At 31.7% G+C, this 18,368-nt stretch carries 18 protein-coding genes; 9 read left to right on the plus strand and 9 right to left on the minus strand.

Annotated elements, in window-relative coordinates:
* The 4 genes from ABD939_RS00645 to ABD939_RS00660 all read left to right on the plus strand — a co-directional run bounded on the left by ABD939_RS00645 (position 1) and on the right by ABD939_RS00660 (position 4,101).
* Positions 1-1,077 (plus strand): AAA family ATPase, encoded by a 1,077-nt coding sequence (locus tag ABD939_RS00645; protein WP_345163200.1) that lies wholly within the window; start codon positions 1-3, stop codon positions 1,075-1,077.
* A gap of 103 nt (positions 1,078-1,180) precedes the next feature.
* Complete coding sequence (locus ABD939_RS00650) at positions 1,181-2,452, plus strand: DUF58 domain-containing protein (RefSeq protein ID WP_345163203.1); 1,272 nt, start codon at positions 1,181-1,183, stop codon at positions 2,450-2,452.
* Positions 2,453-2,590: 138 nt separating this feature from the next.
* Entirely contained in the window at positions 2,591-3,013 is a 423-nt protein-coding gene (locus tag ABD939_RS00655; RefSeq protein ID WP_345163205.1) for a DUF2141 domain-containing protein, read from the plus strand.
* Positions 3,014-3,162: 149 nt separating this feature from the next.
* Positions 3,163-4,101, plus strand: coding sequence for a LysR family transcriptional regulator (locus ABD939_RS00660; RefSeq protein ID WP_345163208.1), 939 nt, complete (start codon positions 3,163-3,165; stop codon positions 4,099-4,101).
* 36 nt (positions 4,102-4,137) lie between these two features.
* Here the strand turns inward: ABD939_RS00660 and ABD939_RS00665 are convergent, their stop codons facing one another.
* The 3 genes from ABD939_RS00665 to ABD939_RS00675 all read right to left on the minus strand — a co-directional run bounded on the left by ABD939_RS00665 (position 4,138) and on the right by ABD939_RS00675 (position 5,774).
* Complete coding sequence (locus ABD939_RS00665) at positions 4,138-4,335, minus strand: hypothetical protein (RefSeq protein WP_345163211.1); 198 nt, start codon at positions 4,333-4,335, stop codon at positions 4,138-4,140.
* A 120-nt stretch (positions 4,336-4,455) separates the two neighbouring features.
* Positions 4,456-5,256 (minus strand): TIGR00266 family protein, encoded by an 801-nt coding sequence (locus tag ABD939_RS00670; protein WP_345163214.1) that lies wholly within the window; start codon positions 5,254-5,256, stop codon positions 4,456-4,458.
* A gap of 62 nt (positions 5,257-5,318) precedes the next feature.
* Positions 5,319-5,774 carry a DUF4442 domain-containing protein gene (locus ABD939_RS00675; RefSeq protein ID WP_345163217.1) on the minus strand — a complete coding sequence of 152 codons (456 nt, stop codon included), beginning with the start codon at positions 5,772-5,774 and terminating at the stop codon, positions 5,319-5,321.
* A 157-nt stretch (positions 5,775-5,931) separates the two neighbouring features.
* Between ABD939_RS00675 and ABD939_RS00680 the strand changes: the two genes are divergently transcribed.
* From ABD939_RS00680 to ABD939_RS00700, 5 genes are all read left to right on the plus strand, one after another.
* Positions 5,932-6,378 (plus strand): DUF4870 domain-containing protein, encoded by a 447-nt coding sequence (locus ABD939_RS00680; RefSeq protein ID WP_345163219.1) that lies wholly within the window; start codon positions 5,932-5,934, stop codon positions 6,376-6,378.
* Between the two features lie 70 nt (positions 6,379-6,448).
* Positions 6,449-6,790: a PadR family transcriptional regulator gene (locus tag ABD939_RS00685; RefSeq protein ID WP_345163222.1), complete on the plus strand. Its 342-nt coding sequence runs from the start codon at positions 6,449-6,451 to the stop codon at positions 6,788-6,790.
* The gene (locus ABD939_RS00690) at positions 6,787-8,604 is read left to right on the plus strand and encodes a PspC domain-containing protein (RefSeq protein WP_345163225.1); all 1,818 of its coding nucleotides are present in this window, start codon (positions 6,787-6,789) and stop codon (positions 8,602-8,604) included. The genes ABD939_RS00685 and ABD939_RS00690 overlap by 4 nt, the downstream gene beginning before the upstream one ends.
* Positions 8,605-8,705: 101 nt before the next feature.
* Positions 8,706-9,434 (plus strand): head GIN domain-containing protein, encoded by a 729-nt coding sequence (locus ABD939_RS00695; RefSeq protein WP_345163228.1) that lies wholly within the window; start codon positions 8,706-8,708, stop codon positions 9,432-9,434.
* A gap of 149 nt (positions 9,435-9,583) precedes the next feature.
* Positions 9,584-10,420, plus strand: coding sequence for a GIN domain-containing protein (locus ABD939_RS00700; protein WP_345163231.1), 837 nt, complete (start codon positions 9,584-9,586; stop codon positions 10,418-10,420).
* A gap of 148 nt (positions 10,421-10,568) precedes the next feature.
* Here ABD939_RS00700 and xylE read toward each other — a convergent pair whose 3' ends face one another.
* The 6 genes from xylE to ABD939_RS00730 all read right to left on the minus strand — a co-directional run bounded on the left by xylE (position 10,569) and on the right by ABD939_RS00730 (position 18,368).
* Complete coding sequence (gene xylE, locus ABD939_RS00705; protein ID WP_345163234.1) at positions 10,569-11,993, minus strand: D-xylose transporter XylE; 1,425 nt, start codon at positions 11,991-11,993, stop codon at positions 10,569-10,571.
* A gap of 68 nt (positions 11,994-12,061) precedes the next feature.
* Positions 12,062-13,378, minus strand: coding sequence for a xylose isomerase (gene xylA, locus ABD939_RS00710; RefSeq protein ID WP_425550270.1), 1,317 nt, complete (start codon positions 13,376-13,378; stop codon positions 12,062-12,064).
* Positions 13,379-13,522: 144 nt separating this feature from the next.
* Positions 13,523-15,013, minus strand: a complete 1,491-nt coding sequence (locus ABD939_RS00715; protein WP_345163236.1) for a xylulokinase — start codon at positions 15,011-15,013, stop codon at positions 13,523-13,525.
* Position 15,014: 1 nt separating this feature from the next.
* The gene (locus ABD939_RS00720; protein ID WP_345163238.1) at positions 15,015-16,007 is read right to left on the minus strand and encodes a GntR family transcriptional regulator; all 993 of its coding nucleotides are present in this window, start codon (positions 16,005-16,007) and stop codon (positions 15,015-15,017) included.
* A 154-nt stretch (positions 16,008-16,161) separates the two neighbouring features.
* On the minus strand, positions 16,162-17,160 hold the full coding sequence (locus ABD939_RS00725) for a Kelch repeat-containing protein (protein ID WP_345163240.1): 999 nt from the start codon (positions 17,158-17,160) through the stop codon (positions 16,162-16,164).
* Positions 17,160-18,368, minus strand: coding sequence for a Gfo/Idh/MocA family protein (locus tag ABD939_RS00730; RefSeq protein WP_345163242.1), 1,209 nt, complete (start codon positions 18,366-18,368; stop codon positions 17,160-17,162). Before ABD939_RS00730 ends, ABD939_RS00725 begins: the two co-directional genes overlap by 1 nt.

Consider the following 18,368-nt stretch of genomic DNA (forward strand, 5'->3'; position numbering starts at 1 on the left):
ATGGAGGATAAAAACAAAGAGCAAAACAACGACAATATTAACAATAATGAAGAACAGCAAGATTTTGAAAAAACACTTGCTGGAGACGATACTGAGACTCAAGAAAATCTAGATTTCAAAAACAGGATAGACTTAAGTGAACTACAAGATGGTATTGCACTCATTAAAAATGAAATTAGTAAAGTTATTGTTGGACAAAAAGGCATGATAGATATGCTTATTGCATCTATTTTAGCCAATGGGCATTCGCTAATTGAAGGTGTACCTGGAGTTGCAAAAACAATTTCAGCAAAATTACTTGCAAAGTCTTTAGATATAGGTTTTAGTAGAATTCAATTCACACCAGACTTAATGCCAAGTGATATTTTAGGAACCTCTGTTTTTGATATGAAATCATCAGAATTTGAATTTAAAAAAGGTCCTATTTTCTCAAATATGATTTTAATTGATGAAATAAACAGGGCACCTGCAAAAACACAAGCTGCTTTGTTTGAAGTTATGGAAGAACGCCAAATAACCATTGATGGAAATAAATTCCCAATGGATTTACCTTTTATAGTTTTAGCTACACAAAACCCAGTTGAACAAGAAGGTACGTACCGTTTACCTGAAGCGCAATTAGATAGATTCCTTTTTAAAATAGATATAGACTACCCTAATTTAGAAGAAGAAATAGAGATAATAAACCGTGAACAAAATTTACAAGGTGATAAAAAAACTGATAAAATCACTGCGCATTTAAGCAAAGAACAAATTTCTAAATTTCAAGGTTTAGTAAATCAAATAATTATAGAATCACATTTAGTAAAATACATTGCAGATATTATTGTAAATACTAGAAGTAATCCGTTTTTATATTTGGGTGCTTCACCTAGAGCTTCAATTGCCATTTTAAAAGCAAGTAAAGCTTTTGCAGCAATGAATGGACGAGATTTTGTAACACCTGAAGATATTAAACAAGCTGCAATTCCTGTTTTACAACATCGTGTTATTGTTACACCAGAACGCGAAATGGAAGGCGTTACCACAAAACAAATTATAAAGCAAATAATTGAGGCTGTTGAGATACCGAGATAACTTTTAACTTTTAACTTTTAACTTTTAACTTTTAACTAAAATAGTGAAACGTTTAAAACCATTTTATATACAAAACCGCTTCTTTTATGCTTGCATTGCAATCATGGTTTTATTTATAATTAGTTTTGTATTACCCAAATGGTTTAACATTGTAAAACTTTTATTATTATGTTTATTGGCTCTTACTTTTTTAGACACTTTAATTCTCTTTTCAACAAAAAGAGGTTTAAAAGGTTCTAGAAACTTACCTGAAAAATTCTCCAATGGTGATCAAAACCCTATTCAACTAACTATAGAAAATTTTTACACGTTCCCTGTTAACGCTAGAATAATTGATGAAATTCCTGAACAATTCCAAGCACGACATTTTAAAATAGATAGAAAACTAAGTGCTTCTAGCAAAACAGAATTACAATATAAATTGCGCCCAACAGACCGTGGCGAATATCATTTTGGAAAGCTTAATATTTATATTACATCTGTTTTTGGCTTAATTGCGAGGCGTTTTAGCTTTGACGACAAAGCTATGATTCCTACTTACCCAAGCTTTATCCAATTACGTAAATACAATTTATTGGCTATAAGTAATAATTTAAATCAGTATGGAATTAAAAAAGTTCGTCGCTTGGGGCATACTATGGAGTTCGAACAAATAAAAGACTATGTTTTAGGCGATGATTTAAGAACCATTAATTGGAAAGCAACGGCTAAAAGGAGTCAATTAATGGTTAATCAATTTCAGGATGAAAAATCGCAACCCGTATATTCTGTTATTGACAAAGGTCGAGTTATGAAAATGCCATTTGATGGCTTAACATTGCTTGATTACGCTATAAATGCTTCACTAGTAATTTCAAATGTAGCGCTAAAAAAACAAGATAAGGCTGGTATTTTTTCTTTTTCAAAAAAAGTAGAAAATCGAGTAGTTGCAGAACGTCGTACCTCACAAATGAATTTAATTTTAGAGGCACTATATAATGTGAATACTGATTTTTTTGAAAGTGATTTTGGGAGATTATACGGCAACATTAAACGAAATGTGACACAACGTAGTCTAATTTTACTTTATACAAATTTTGAAACCCTTGACGGTTTACACCGGCAAATGCCCTATTTAAAAGGTATAGCTAAAAGTCATTTATTGGTTGTTATTTTCTTTAAGAATACTGAGCTTAATAGTTTAATTACCGAAAAAGCTGAAACTGTTCAACAAGCTTATGATAAAGTTATTGCCGAAAAGTTTGCATTTGAAAAGCGCCTTATTGTTAATGAGCTTAAAAAGTATGGTATCTACTCAATTCTTACTACTCCAGAAAACCTTACAATAGATACGATTAATAAATATCTAGAAATTAAAGCAAGAGGGTTGTTATAGTCTTTTTATCTCTTTTTTCTAATTAAAAAAGCGTTTCAAACAATTCATCATTTAAAAACTACAGTTCGGTAAAAAGAATTACTGTAGGTCTTAATACTATTAGATATTTGACTTGTAAAACAAATAAAACCATACATCATGAAAACATTATCATTAATTATCGCTCTATTATTAACAGTAACTTTTACTAACGCACAAGAAGCAGAAAAAGGCAAATCTATTACAGTAAATATAGATAAATTACAAAGTAATTCCGGACATGTATTAATATCGCTTCATACAGAAAATACTTTTATGAAAGGCAACGGAATTGTAGACAAAAAAAGCAAAATTGTAGACGGTAAAGTATCTGTAACATTTGAAAATGTTGAAGAAGGAACTTACGCTATTTTAGTACTGCATGATGCAAACGACAACAACCAAATGGATTTTGAACCTAACGGAATGCCTAAGGAATCTTTTGGAGCTTCGAATAACTCTATGAGTTTTGGTCCACCACAATTTTCAATGGCTAAATTTGATGTTGATGATGAAGATTTAGAAATGAAAATTATACTTTAATAAATAACCATAAAATATATATTGAGAAGAGCAACCAAAACTGGTTGCTCTTCTATTTCTGGGTTTCACTAAATTAACCTTATAATTAACAGTTACAACTATCAATTTTATTGATAGTTTTTATACTTTTATAGTCAAATTCAACAAACATGACAATCACTCAATTATATTACGTTTTAGCTGTTGCTGAAAATCAAAATTTCACTAAGGCAGCAGAAAAATGTTTTGTAACTCAGCCTACATTAAGTATGCAAATTCAAAAACTTGAAGATCAATTAGATATTCAAATTTTTGACAGAAGCAAAAAACCTATTGAACTTACTGAGGTAGGTAAAAAGATAGTTACTCAAGCCAGAAATATAGTTAATGAATCTTACAGAATACAAGATATTGTAGACCAACAAAAAGGATTTATTGGTGGCGAATTCAAGTTAGGTATCATCCCTACAATCATGCCCACTTTACTCCCAATGTTTTTAAAAAATTTCATAAAAAAACATCCAAAAGTTAAGCTTAAAATTGAGGAATTAACTACTGAAGATATCATAACCAAAATTAAAGAGGGACATTTAGATGCTGCTATTGCCGCCACACCTCTTGAAGACGAAAGCATTAAAGAGCGTGTTTTATATTTTGAACCTTTTGTAAGTTATATTCCTAAAGGCCACAGGCTACATGTAAATAAAAAAATAAATGTATCTGATTTAGATATTGATGATATGCTTTTACTGGAAGATGGGCATTGTTTTAGAGACGGTGTAATTAACCTATGTAAAGTATTTAAAAATCATGTTGACGACAAATTCCAATTAGAAAGTGGTAGTATTGAGACCCTAATTAAACTATCTAACGAAGGGTTGGGTATGACGCTTTTACCATATTTACATACATTAGATATTAATGATAAAGAAAAAGAAAATTTACATTATTTTAATGAACCATCTCCTGCAAGAGAAGTAAGTATTATTTACCACAAAAGTGAGTTAAAAATGCAAATTATTGAAGCTTTGCAAGATGTCATTTCAGGAATTATAAGAGGTGCAATTGCATTTCAAAATGTAAAAATTATAAGCCCTTTGCCTAAATAGTATATTCAAAAAAAGCGACCCTTGGGTCGCTTTTTTTTATGGTTTTAAATAAATTAAACATTGATTTAATTCCGGGTTTTGCTGTACAAGAGAATGAATAAAAATTTTAAGCTCTTCAATCTCATAAGGCAATAATCTTTCAATTGCTTTTTGCACTTCTTTGCAAAACAACGTAGTGTCAAAACTTACTTTATTAAGTATAGTTTTGGTGTAATCCAACATCGCTCTTGCCATCTTTTTAAGGTTAGGGTTTGTAATTATATTAATAGTAGAATTTGGAATAAGCTCTTTTTTTATATTTATAAAGTTAGTGAAAAATTAAATGCAGAAAACATTTTAAAGCAAAATTAACATTTAAAATCTGTTATCACCATCAAGTAAATCTCCTAAACCACCAAGAATACTGCCTTCCCCTTTATCTTTACCGCCTCCTCTGGGAGCTGAAGCTAGCACTCTTCCTGCCAATCTACTAAAAGGTAAAGATTGAACATAAACTGTACCTGGACCTTGTAATTTGGCAAAAAACAGACCCTCTCCTCCAAATACGGTATTTTTAATACCACCTACAAATTCGATATCATAATCTACTGTTTGATCAAAACCAACTATACAACCTGTATCTACTCTTAAAGATTCTCCTGCGAGTAACTCTTTTCTAGCCATAGTACCACCTGCATGAACAAATGCCATACCATCACCTTCTAATTTTTGCATAATAAAACCTTCTCCCCCAAAAAGCCCGCGACCTAATTTTTTTGAAAACTCAATACCAACACTCACACCTTTGGCCGCACATAAAAAAGCATCTTTTTGACAGATAAATTTACCGCCAAATTCTGTTAAATCAATAGGAATAATTTTACCTGGATATGGAGATGCAAATGACACATTCCTTTTTCCAACCAAATCGTTGTAAAAAGCCGTCATAAACAAGCTTTCACCGGTAAGTATTCTTTTTCCGGCTCCTAAAATTTTACCAAAAAAGCCAGAATCTTTTTGAGAACCGTCTCCAAAAATGGTTTCCATTTTTATGCCATCGTCCATCATCATAAAACTACCTGCTTCAGCGATAACTCCTTCTTGTGGGTCTAATTCAATTTCTACGTATTGCATTTCTTCGCCGTAGATGCGAAAGTCAATTTCGTGTGCTGTCATTTTTATTGTTTTTTATTGATTTGTTTATATGTTGATTTCCTTTTAATAATGTTACAAGATTTTTAACTTTTAACCTTAACGCTCCATTCAAAATCAAAAGTTGAAACAACTACACCTTCTTCATTAACACCAACAGACTGCATCCAAAGGGTTTGTCCTTCCCCTGTTGCAATAGCTTTTTCAATAATTTCATCAATAGCCTTTCCATCATTACAAGTAAATCTAATTTTCCCTGTAGCTTTTTTGGTAAATGTAGCTTTGTTGGATGTTACTAACATTGATATTCGTTTACCGGATTCTTGAATTTTACTTATCATTAAAGCACCAGTTGAAAACTCTGCTGCCATACCTTGTACTGCCCAAAACATAGATTTAAAAGGGTTTTGGTTTATCCATTTAAATTTAACACCTACAATGCATTTTTCATTATCTATATGCTTTGTTCTTACACCACACATGTAAGCTGCTGGTAGCTTAAACATGGTGTAAGTATTTAATTTTCTTGGTGTTAACGTCATTATATATATTTTAATTTTTCACTAAGTTATGAAATTATAAGCTATTAATAAATGTTAAAATTTTGTTAATTTTTAGTACTATGCGTAACATAATACCTTTTTTTAGACATATATTTGCATAAGAAACTATTATATGTTTTAATCAATCAAAATAATTATGTTAGATAGTCATCAAAAAAACATTGCCACATTTATTCATTTATCAACCTTTAGTAGGTTTATAATTCCGTTTGGAAACTTTATTGGTCCTATAATACTTTGGGTAGCGAACAAAGATAAATCTGAGTTTGTAGATAGCCACGGAAAACAAGCTATTAACTTTCAAATTAGCATTTTGCTTTATGCTATTATTATTGGTAGTATAACCATACCCTTTTTCATATTTAATTTATTTAGTGGAGTTGATTTTATAGACTTTAATTGGTCTAGTGATTTTCATATGAAACTAGGTAAACCATCACCACTATTATACATAGGTGGCGGTTTAGGTTTTTTAGCAGTAATAGGTTTTATTGCAGAACTTGCTTTAATAGTTGTAGCTAGTTTAAAAGCACGTGATGGCGAATACTACAAATACCCATTAACCATTAATTTTTTAAAATAATTTCATCAAAATAATCAATCATAATCAATCAAAAAATGAACAGTTTCATAATATTAAAACGCTTTAGAATATGAAGATAGAAAACACAAAAGCACAAATGCGTAAAGGTGTGTTAGAATTCTGCATACTATCAGTCTTAAAAGACGATGATGCATACGTTGCAGAAATTTTAGGCACATTAAAAGACGCAAGATTGCTTGTAGTAGAGGGCACTATATACCCACTATTAACAAGACTAAAAAATGCTGGACTTTTAAATTACAGATGGGAAGAATCTACATCTGGACCACCAAGAAAATATTACGGTTTAACAGAAACTGGTAAACTGTTTTTAAAAGAACTAAACACTACTTGGAGTGAATTACACAATGCAGTAACAATAGTAACAAGCCAAAAAACAACAAAAAAATGAATAAAACAGTCAACATAAATTTAGCAGGTATATTTTTTCATATAGATGAAGATGCGTACTTAAAATTGCAACGCTATCTTGAGGCTATAAAACGTTCATTTACAGACTCTCAAGGTCGTTCTGAAATTATCGCAGATATAGAAGCTCGAATATCAGAACTTTTTAGTGAGCGCGTACAAAACGACAAACAAGTTATACGACTTAAAGAAGTAGACGAAGTAATCTCAATTATGGGTCAACCTGAAGATTACTTAGTAGATGACGAAATATTTGAAGACGAACCACAACATACTTACAAAAGAAAATCATCACCATCTAGAAAGCTATTTAGAGACACTGATAATTCTTATATAGGTGGCGTATCATCTGGTTTAGCTCACTATTTTGGAATAGACACCATATGGATTCGTTTGGCTTGGATATTGCTAGTTTTTGGAGCAGGTACAGGAATATTACTATATATATTACTGTGGATATTAGTACCAGAGGCAAACACTACTGCTGAAAAAATAATGATGACAGGCGAACCTGTTAACATTAGTAACATTGAAAAAAAAATTAAAGACGGATTTGAAAACGTTTCAGATACTGTAACAGATGTAGCAAAAAATGTTGGTGATTCTGTTTCTGGCGCTGCTAAAAATGTAACGGATGCTGCAAAAAAAGTAGACTTCCAAAAGCAAGGAAATAAAATAAAATCATCATCAAAAACATTTTTTGATACCATTGGAGAAATTTTCATGTTCTTCTTTAAAGTTTTTGCAAAATTCATTGGTGTTTTATTGCTTATAATAGGCGCATCTACTTTAATAGGGCTTATTGTAGGGCTATTTTCTATAGGCGTTGCAGATATTATACATATCCCTTGGCTAGACACGGCTGAAATTGTTAATTCTGGAAATACACCTATTTGGTTAGCTTCTTTATTAACCTTTTTCTTAGTAGGCATACCTTTCTTTTTTCTGTTCTATTTAGGATTAAAAATTCTAATTAATAACTTAAAATCTATTGGTAATGTTGCTAAATTCACATTACTTGGTCTCTGGTTAATGTCTATTATTGGATTAATTATAATTGGCGTTAGAGAAGCAAGTGAACATGCATATAATGAAAACTATATTGAAAAAACAGAGTTACCTATTATCGCAAATGACACCTTAAATATAAAAATGGTAAATAACGATAATTATAGATCAAACTTTTATAGACATAATGGTTTTAAATTAGCACATGATGATCAAGGTAACAAAATTCTTTACTCATCAGATATTGATATTATTATAAAATCGACTACAGATTCAGTTGCAACTATAGCCATAGATAAAAGTGCAGATGGCAGAAACTACGACAAAGCTATAGAGCGTTCTAAAAATATAAATTACAACTATGAACTTAAAAATAATACGTTATTCTTAGATTCTTATTTAACAACAGACCCTGAAAATAAGTTTAGCGATCAAGAAGTTGATGTAATATTATATTTACCAGAAAACACTATTTTAAACTTAAATAACAATACTGAATCTTATCTGTATTACAGAAAATATACTGGAAACATTGTTTCTAGAAATGATACAAACCACTATTTAAAGGTATTAGAAGATGACACAGAATGTTTAGACTGCCCATTAGAAGAAGAAGATGAATTTGATGTAACAGTTAATACTCCTGGTTTAAAAATTGATGATAATGGTGTTGAAATAAAATCAGAAGATAATAGCTTAAAAATCAGCAAAAAAACGTTGAAAGCAAAAACTGATGATATTAAAGTAAAAATAGATTCTAGCGGTATTGATATTCAATCTAAAAACTAACAATTCATCATTATAAAATAACAATTCAGATATTTAAAATACTTATTAAAATCGTTTTGCTAGATATTTGAAAAATAAAATCAATCAAAAAACAAACAATTATGACAACACTTACTAAAATTATTGTAGCTACGCTTTTAAGCTTAAGTCTATTTTCCTGCAATTTCGACATTAGTTATAACCCTGGTGTAAAAGGAAATGGGAATGTTACTACAGAAGAACGAACTATCAACGATTCATTTACTGCCATTAAAGCATCCGAAGGTTTAAATGTTTATTTAACTCAAAGTGATAATGAAAGTATTAGCGTAGAAGCCGATGAGAATTTACAAGAACTTATAATAGTAGAAGTTGATGAAGGAGTTTTAAAAATTCATACAAAAGAAAATATCGGAAGAAGTAAATCAAAAAAAGTCATGGTAAGCTTTAAAGATATTTCTAGCATTACGTCTACAAGTGGTAGCGATGTTTACTCAACAAATACCATAACTTCCGATAACTTAAAATTAAAAACAACCAGTGGTAGTGATATGAAATTAGAAGTAAATACAACAATTCTAGATTGTAAATCTACAAGTGGCAGCGATTTAAAATTATCTGGAACAACAAATGAATTAATTGCAGAAGCTACAAGTGGTAGCGATATTAAAGCTGGTAATTTAAATGCGGTTTCTAGTAAAGTAAAAGCTACTAGCGGAGCAGATATTACCGTAAATACTTCAAAAAAACTTACAGCAAAAGCAACAAGCGGTGGCGATATAAAATATTACGGAGACCCAGAAACCGTTGAAAAAAACGGTGGTGTTTCTGGAAGTATTAGAAAACGATAGACAACAACCAAGCAAACTATAACCAACTATTTTTCAAACCATTTCAAACGTAAACTACGTTCGGGATGGTTTTTGCTTTACATTTGTTAGTGACTATAGTGTATCTCTCGTGTCATATCTAATAATATTTGAAATTAATCCATTAAACAATGAAAAAAATCTTAACATTTGTTTTTTTTAGCTTATTATCATTTTCCTTTTGCAAAGCACAAACTTCAGAAAAAATAAAGGGTAATAGAAACGTTACTAAACTTCAAACTAGCATTGAACCCTATCACACCATAGCCCTAGATGAAGACTTTGAAGTTGAAATTATATATGATAAAAATCCTTACGTAGAAATTGAAACCGATGAAAATCTACACGAATTTATAGAGTTTCAGGTTATTGATAGCGTGCTAACTTTCAATAAAACCATCAGAATAACTTCAAAAAAGAGATTGAGTATTAAAGTTACTTATAATAATGCTTTAAAACATATTGAAACCTCTGATAATGCTGAAATATTATCTTTAGCCACTATGGATTTAGAGAATGCAACATTAAAAACCAGAGGCTCATCAAAAGCTGGATTAACTATAAAATCAGATAATTTTGATTTAAATAGTGATGATAAATCTAAAATAAAACTAAACTTAACCTCAGAGAATTGTAACCTTAGTCTAAGTGGAAATAGTAAACTAGAAGCTCTTGTTAATACCACGGATATCACTGCAATATTATACCAACGTGCCTCTGTAAATATTGAAGGTACAAGTGAAACAGCAAAATTAGAATTAGACAATAATACACTTTTTGGAGGAAAAAACTTTACAATCAATTCTTGTGAAGTAGTTTGCGAAATTAATAGTGATGCTCATCTGGAAGTTTTAGACAATATTACTATTGACGCCACAGGCTCTAGTAGTATTAATCTTTATGGGAATCCTAAAATTATTATAAACAAGCTAACTGATACTACAAAACTTCAAAAGAAAGTAAAATAATATTGTTTTTAAAGCGATTTTAAAAAGACGTAACTACTCTGTAAGTTAAGCAACAAAAATTAAAGAGAAGATTATTAATATCTTAAAAAGATAAAATCCCGTAAAAACGGGATTCTATCTTTTTTACCTCAAAGAAATCATTTTTGATTTATTTCTTCCAAAGGCTCTCCATCTCTTCTAAAGTTTTACCTTTTGTTTCAGGCACAAATTTCCAAACAAACCACATAGCCAATAAAGACATAATACCGTAAACCCAATATGCAAAACCATGATTAAATTGTTCGGTTAAAGCTGTATTATCATTCATCATTGGGAACGTTAACGATACTAAATAATTAGAAATCCATTGAGCTGCAACTGCAACTGCCATAGCTTTTCCTCTAATTTTATTAGGGAATATTTCTGAAAGTAAAACCCAAACTACAGGTCCCCAACTTAATGCAAAACTTGCAACATAAAGCATCATACATCCTAAAGCTAAATATCCTGTTGCTCCTGAGAAAAACACAAATCCTAAAGCTAGCATAGCTACTGCCATACCTAATGCACCGATAAGCATTAACGGTTTTCTACCACGCTTATCAACTGTTTTAACTGCTATAATTGTGAATAAAAAGTTTACAATACCCACAATAATGGTTAATAGTAAAGCGCCATCTGTATTAGGATCAATAGATTTAAATATCTCTGGCGCATAATATAATACCACATTTATGCCCACAAATTGTTGAAATACAGAGAGTGCAATACCAATAAGTATAATACCCCAGCCATATGATAATAATTTTCCAGAACTTTGAGTTTCTGTAACTGATCTTTTAATTTCAGCTAAAATTCTGTTTCCTTCTTCCTCTCCATTTACTTTTTTAAGAACATCTAATGCTTCTTCTGGTTTATTTTTAAGCATTAACGAACGTGGTGTATCTGGTACGAAAAACAATAAGCCTAAAAACAATCCTGCAGGAATAACTTCTGAAGCAAACATCCATCTCCAACCTACTTCATTTAACCATGCATCTGATCCACCGCCTCTAGAAATAAAATAGTTTACAAAATAAACAACCATAAAACCACCAACAATTGCCAGCTGATTAAAAGACACCAGTTTACCTCTACTATCTGCAGGTGCAATTTCTGCAATATAAAGAGGAGATAACATAGATGCTAAACCAACACCGATACCACCTATAATTCTATAACATATAAAAATTGTGGAAAACGTATGATCTAATTCTCCAATTGGTGCAAGACCCATTTCAGGCATTGCAGATCCCAAAGCAGAGATTAAAAATAATATCGCAGCGAGAATTAATCCTTTTTTTCTACCCAACTTTTTACTTACAAGTCCGCCAAAAATACCACCAATAATACAACCAATTAAAGCACTTGCCACCAGAAATCCCTTAAATGCATTTGCTGCTGCTTCTGATAAACCTTTAGGTTCTACAAAAAAGCTATCTAAAGAACCTACGGTTCCTGAAATTACTCCAGTATCATACCCAAATAAGAGCCCTCCTAGTGTTGCTACAAGGGTTAGTTTTATTAAATACCCTGAATTTTTTGATGTTCCCATAATTTATATTTAGTTAATTAATATTTAAAGATGTTTCAGGTTTTAAAACCTGAAACATCTTTTGGTTATTATATGTATTGATTAATAATATTCTCAAACAACTCTTGTTTACCACTTTTCAATTGTAGTTCGCCGTTTTCTTGCGCGATTTTGTATAAATCTAGTAAACTTAATTTACCATTTTCAAAATCTTTTCCTTTACCTGAATCGAAAGAACTGTAACGCTCTTTTCTTAATTTTTCATAAGGCGATGAAGTTATGATTTTATCTGCAATTAATAAAGCACGAGCAAAAGTATCTGCACCACCAATGTGTGCGTGAAATACATCGTCTAAATCTGTAGAGTTTCTTCTGATTTTAGCATCAAAATTAACACCACCACCTTGTAAGCCTCCTGCTTTAAGGAAAACCAACATAGCCTCTGTGGTTTCTTGAATGTTATTAGGGAACTGGTCTGTATCCCATCCATTTTGATAATCACCTCTGTTAGCATCTAAACTTCCCAACATACCTGCTTTTGCAGCTGTTTCAATTTCGTGTTGGAATGTATGTTGTGCTAAAGTAGCGTGATTTACTTCTATATTTATTTTGAAATCTTTATCTAATCCGTATTCCTTTAAGAACCCGATAGCTGTTGCTGTATCAAAATCGTACTGGTGTTTTGATGGTTCCATAGGTTTTGGCTCAATAAAGAAATTCCCTTTAAAACCTTGACTACGTGCATAGTCTCTTGCCATACCTAAAAACTGCCCCATGTGGTCTAGCTCACGTCCCATATCTGTATTTAACAAAGACATATAACCTTCTCTACCACCCCAGAATACGTAGTTTTCACCACCTAATTTTATGGTTGCATCTAGTGCTAATTTAATCTGCCCTCCTGCTCTGGCTACTACATCGAAATCTGGATTTGTGGAAGCACCATTCATGTAGCGTGGGTTTGAAAAACAGTTTGCTGTTCCCCATAATAATTTAACACCACTAGCGGCTTGTTTGTCTTTGATATAATCTGTAATGGTTGCTAATCTTTGTTCTGATTCTGCAAAGGTTGCTCCTTCTTGGATTAAATCGAAATCGTGAAAACAGAAATAATCAAAGCCCATTTTACCTATAAATTCAAAAGCGGCATCTGCTTTGTCCTTTGCTGCTTGAATAGGATCTGATGATTGGTCCCATGCGAAGTTTTGTGTTCCTGGACCAAATGGATCTGAACCTTGACCACAGAACGTATGCCAATAAGCTATTGAGAATTTAAACCAATCTTTCATTGATTTTCCTGCTACAACTTGATCCGGATTGTAGTATTTAAATGCTAATGGGTTATCTGAATCTTTCCCCTCAAATTTAATTTTGTCTATTCCTTTAAAATACTCTGTATTTGCCATAATTAAAATATTTATTTGTGTTTTTATATTTATGTCTTTGCTTAATTCTTGTTCTATATTGCGTTAGGGATTACAGTGGAAAGCCCACAGCGAGGTACGAGCGAGGACTTGCAACGTAAAGCCCGACCCTTGGGTAACGCCCAACTATTTTTTATTTATTATAAGTTCTAATTCATTTTTCCAATTATTATAAGCTTCTAGATAAGGTTTCTTGTCTTTAAATGGCATAAACGTCATAACATGGTCGTTATCCATAATAGCCTTTCCGAAGGCTTCAAAATCACCATTGTGTAAATTTGCTGCTCGGGCTGCTCCTATAGCACCAGTTGTATTGTAAATTTCTATTTCCTGCTCAATTAAAGTGGCTACTGTATTTGCGAAAATTTCTGAGCGGAATAGATTATCGTTTCCAGCACGAATTACGCTTGGTTTTATACCGTCTGATGTCATGATTTCCATACCGTATACAAATGAAAACGCAATCCCTTCTAGGGCTGCTCTACACATATGCCCTTTGTGATGATTGTTTAAATTCATGTTGACGATACGCGTACCTATTTCTTTGTTATTTAGCATACGTTCTGCGCCATTTCCGAAAGGAATTAAACAAACGCCATCCGATCCTACTGGAATTTCTGATGCCAACGTATTCATCTCTTCATAAGAGCTTACTGCTAAATTATTAAGTAACCAGCGGTACTGAATACCTGCGCCATTTACGCATAGTAACTTACCAATTCTTGGATCTGCACCTTTTTGATAATTGACATGGGCAAAGTTATTTACCCTTGAACTTTCTTTGGCAGATAAACTATCAGTTACTGCATAAACCACACCTGAAGTCCCTCCTGTTGCTGCTACTTCGCCGGGATTGAAAACGTTTAATGACAAAGCGTTGTTTGGTTGATCTCCTGCTCTGTAAAAAATAGGCGTTCCAGCGGCAATACCACTTTCTGCTTCTCCTTTCTCATCAACTGTAGATTGTACTCCAAATGTTTCAACAATATCTGGAACTAAGGCTTTATCTATACCATAATGTTCTAATAAAAAATCAGCTACATTGTCTTCTTTGAAATTCCAAAAGATACCTTCTGACAATCCTGAAATAGTCGTATTTATTGTATTGGAAAATTTATATGCTACATAATCTCCTGGGAGCATGAATTTATAAATCTTATTATAAATGTCTGGTTCGTTATCTTTTACCCATTTTAATTTTGAAGCAGTAAAGTTTGCAGGAGAATTTAAAAGGTTTGTAGCACAGGTATCGTTTCCAATCTCATTAAAAGCTGTATTACCTGTTTCAACTGCTCTACTATCACACCAAATAATACTTTTACGAAGAGGGTTACCTTCTTTGTCTATTACGACAAGCCCATGCATTTGATAAGAAATACCTATACCTTTAATTTGGGTTTTGCTTACGTTATACTTCTTTTTTAATTGTGTAATAGCGTTGCAAATGTGTTTCCACCAATCGTTTGGACTTTGTTCTGCCCATCCGTTTTTTGCGGCGTACATTCCCATTTCTTCTTTTGGTTCTTGCACTACACCTAAACTTTTACCTGATTCTACTTCTACTAAAGCGGCTTTAATAGATGAACTTCCTATGTCTAATCCTAAGTAATAATTCATTTTATAATGAGTCTCTAATTATTAATTTTGTTGGTACATAATGTTGCATCGGTTTATCTTGAGTTACAAATTCTGCTGCTTTGGTTCCTAATGCTTTAAAATCTGTTGAAATAACCGAAATGCCTTTATAAATAAATTTTTTAGTTGGTGTTTCGTTATAGGATAGAAAGCCTACATCTACACCAGGTTCTAAATTATTTGTTTTACATTGTTCTAAAAATTGCCCTAACATTCTATCGCTAGTTGAGATATATGCTACATTCTTTTTTACCTCAAATAATTTTGGGTTTGATATTATCTCATAGTCAAATTGAAATAATTTGCAATATTTTTTAAAATAATCAATAGTTTCCTCTGGGTGAAACGTAAATGTTGGATAAAGAAAAATTAGTTTCTTATATTTTTTAAAAATACTATTAGCTGGCTTTAAGGCTTCAAAAAAAGCTTTACCAAAATCTTGAAACACATAATTACTATCTTCATTAGAGTGTATGCTCCAATCTATAAGCAACAACTTCTCGTTGTCAATATCTGAAAGCACCGAAGGGACATCATCATGATTAAACGTCATAACAATATACTTATAATACTTCCCCTTACTGTTATTCAAAATAGTTTTGAAGTTGTCAATATTATAATGATGAAATTGAACATCTGTAATAATATTATCGGGTAAATTATTTACAAAAGAATGATAAACTACTTCTTTATAAGCTTTAAAAGTATCTAACACCAATAGTACTTTTCGCGTATCATTTGCAATGTAATACCCTTTATTGGGAACTGACTCTATAACGCCTTGTTCCTTGAGAATAGAATAAGATTTAAATACAGTATCTCTGGATAATTGATAAGTATTACATATATAATTAACAGAAGGTAATGCATCACCACTTTTTAACTTGTTATTTGCAAGTTCGTTATTTATAGCGTTTACCAATTGCTGATATTTTGGTACTTCACTATTACTATTAATGGTTAGATTTATACTCATTAAACCGTTCTGTTCTGTTCTGGTTTGCAAATATAATATAAAATTGTTTCTCTAAATTAATTTACTGCTTTTTTATATTAAAAATAGAATATGTTAAGCGGTATAATTTTGTAAGAAACAAACACTATGTCTAATAAATTTTTGCAAATCGTAATTATTTATTTTTTGTGAATTTTTCCATAGAATATAACTCGGGTTTACCACCTCTATTACCACTTCCTGCAACTATATAAATCTCTTTTTTATAAACTATGGCCTGAGAACCATGTCTGCCTCTTTTTAAATTATTAAGCTTTCTCCAAGTTTTTGTTTTTATATTATATGCATCAACATCTTGATGTGCCTCTTTTTGAGATATACTTTCTCCTCCTATTAATACCAAATCATCTCCTAAGAATACACAAGATGCTCCAGCACGTTGAACGTTAATATTATTTTCCTTACCTAAAGTCGTCCAATTATTTGTATCAATATCATAAACGTCTACTTCTGGAATGGTTAATTGAAATGTTTGCTTCGTAGCGTAAGAAGAATTTCTACCACCAACAGCATAAATTTTACCATCGTTAATTGCAGCATGAAAATGATCTCTTGGTCTGGGGGCATCTTTTAAAATTTTCCATATTTTGGTTTTAAAATCATAAACATCTACCCAAGGTACATGTGTACTATTATGTCCATCTACAATACCACTAACTATATATGCATTGTTTTTTTGAATAACGACACCCGCAGAACCACGACGTCTTTCTTTTGGGATTTCAGCGCCTTCAACCCAAATATCTTTTTTAGGATTATAAATTAGAATATTGGGTAATGGCGTTTCGTATGGGTACTTACCAGTCATAGCTCCAAATATGTAAATATTTCCTTTATAGGTAACAGCTTGAAAATGATGAATCTCTACAGGTGGTTTTGCTCCTTGACTCCAAGTATTCGTCTTTACATTATAAATTGAAATTGGTTTTATACCGCGACCACCGAGTAAATAAAACTTATTTTTAACACGAACAAAGCTATTTTCATGACGTGCTACAGGGCTATTTATTGTTTCTAAGGTTTGCCATACTCCTTTTGATTCAATGACTTGTGAAAATGACAAACATGATAATAGAAACAAGTTAAAAATAAATAATATTCTTTGCGAATTCATTATTCAACTTCAAATTTAGAATCCCATTCAATAATTTTATTATTATACATAGCATCTAATCCCATTTGAACACAAACAGCTGCTTTAGCACCTGTAACTACATTAGAAACAGGCTCCTTTGAATCTAAAATACTGTCTCTGAAATCTAAAAGCGCTTGCTTGCTTGGGTTGTCGTGTTTTATCTGAATTGGCTCACCATAACCTTCATCATCTTTTTGCCATGTTGCTCCAGAAACCCCATCTACATCTTGCTGTTTTTTTGCTTTTACTTTTCTATTTTTAATCCCTTCTGGATAAAACTTAGCTGAGTTTGTAGTGATTATCATGGTACCTTTATCTCCGATTACCTTAATTTGATAACCTTCTTTAGCATTAGTCGTTAAACAAGTGAATTTAGCTTCAACACCATTTGGATAGTTGTATATTAAATGAATATTGTCATAAGTTTCGCGTCCGTCTTTCCAATAATCAACACCTCCAGTACCCATCACTTGTAGAGGATTTTCTTCTAAAATGGTATTAACAAAATCTATTTGATGTGAGCATAATTCTGCTACAAGACCTCCTGAAAACTCTTTATACATTCTCCAGTTTATAGCTTTTTCTAAACTTGGATCAGGTACTGGTCGTCTCCAATTTCCATGCCTATTCCATTGGCATTCAAAAGCAGAAATATTTCCAACTTTACCTTCTTTTATAAGTTTTACAACATGTGTGTATAACCTTGAACTGTGGTATTGATGACCTGTTTGAAATATTACTTCAGAAGTTTTTACTTTGGCAACCAAATTTCTAATACCATCATATCCTTTAGCTAGTGTTTTCTCACAATACACGTGTTTGCCAGCATCAACAGCATCAATAGCTATTTGAGAATGTGCGTTAAATGGTGTAGCAACTAAAACAGCGTCTACATCTTTATCATTTAATAAATCTTTATAATTATTGTAACCTATTGCAGAACCATTTGTTCTTGCTAACCCTTTTTCTAAGCGAAAAGGAATCGTATCACAACATGCATAAACATTTAAATTTTCTATTTCATTTATAAATGGAATTAACCCAGCTCCTCGTTGGCCGGTACCAATTATTCCAATATTAATTTTTTTTGAATTATATGGATTGCCAATATTGGCAAGTACTGATGTACTGGTTATTAAAGCCGCAGTTGCTGCACCTCCTTTTATTAAAAATTTACGTCTATCCAT

The organism is Algibacter aquimarinus, from assembly GCF_039543265.1.
GTDB lineage: Bacteria > Bacteroidota > Bacteroidia > Flavobacteriales > Flavobacteriaceae > Algibacter_B > Algibacter_B aquimarinus.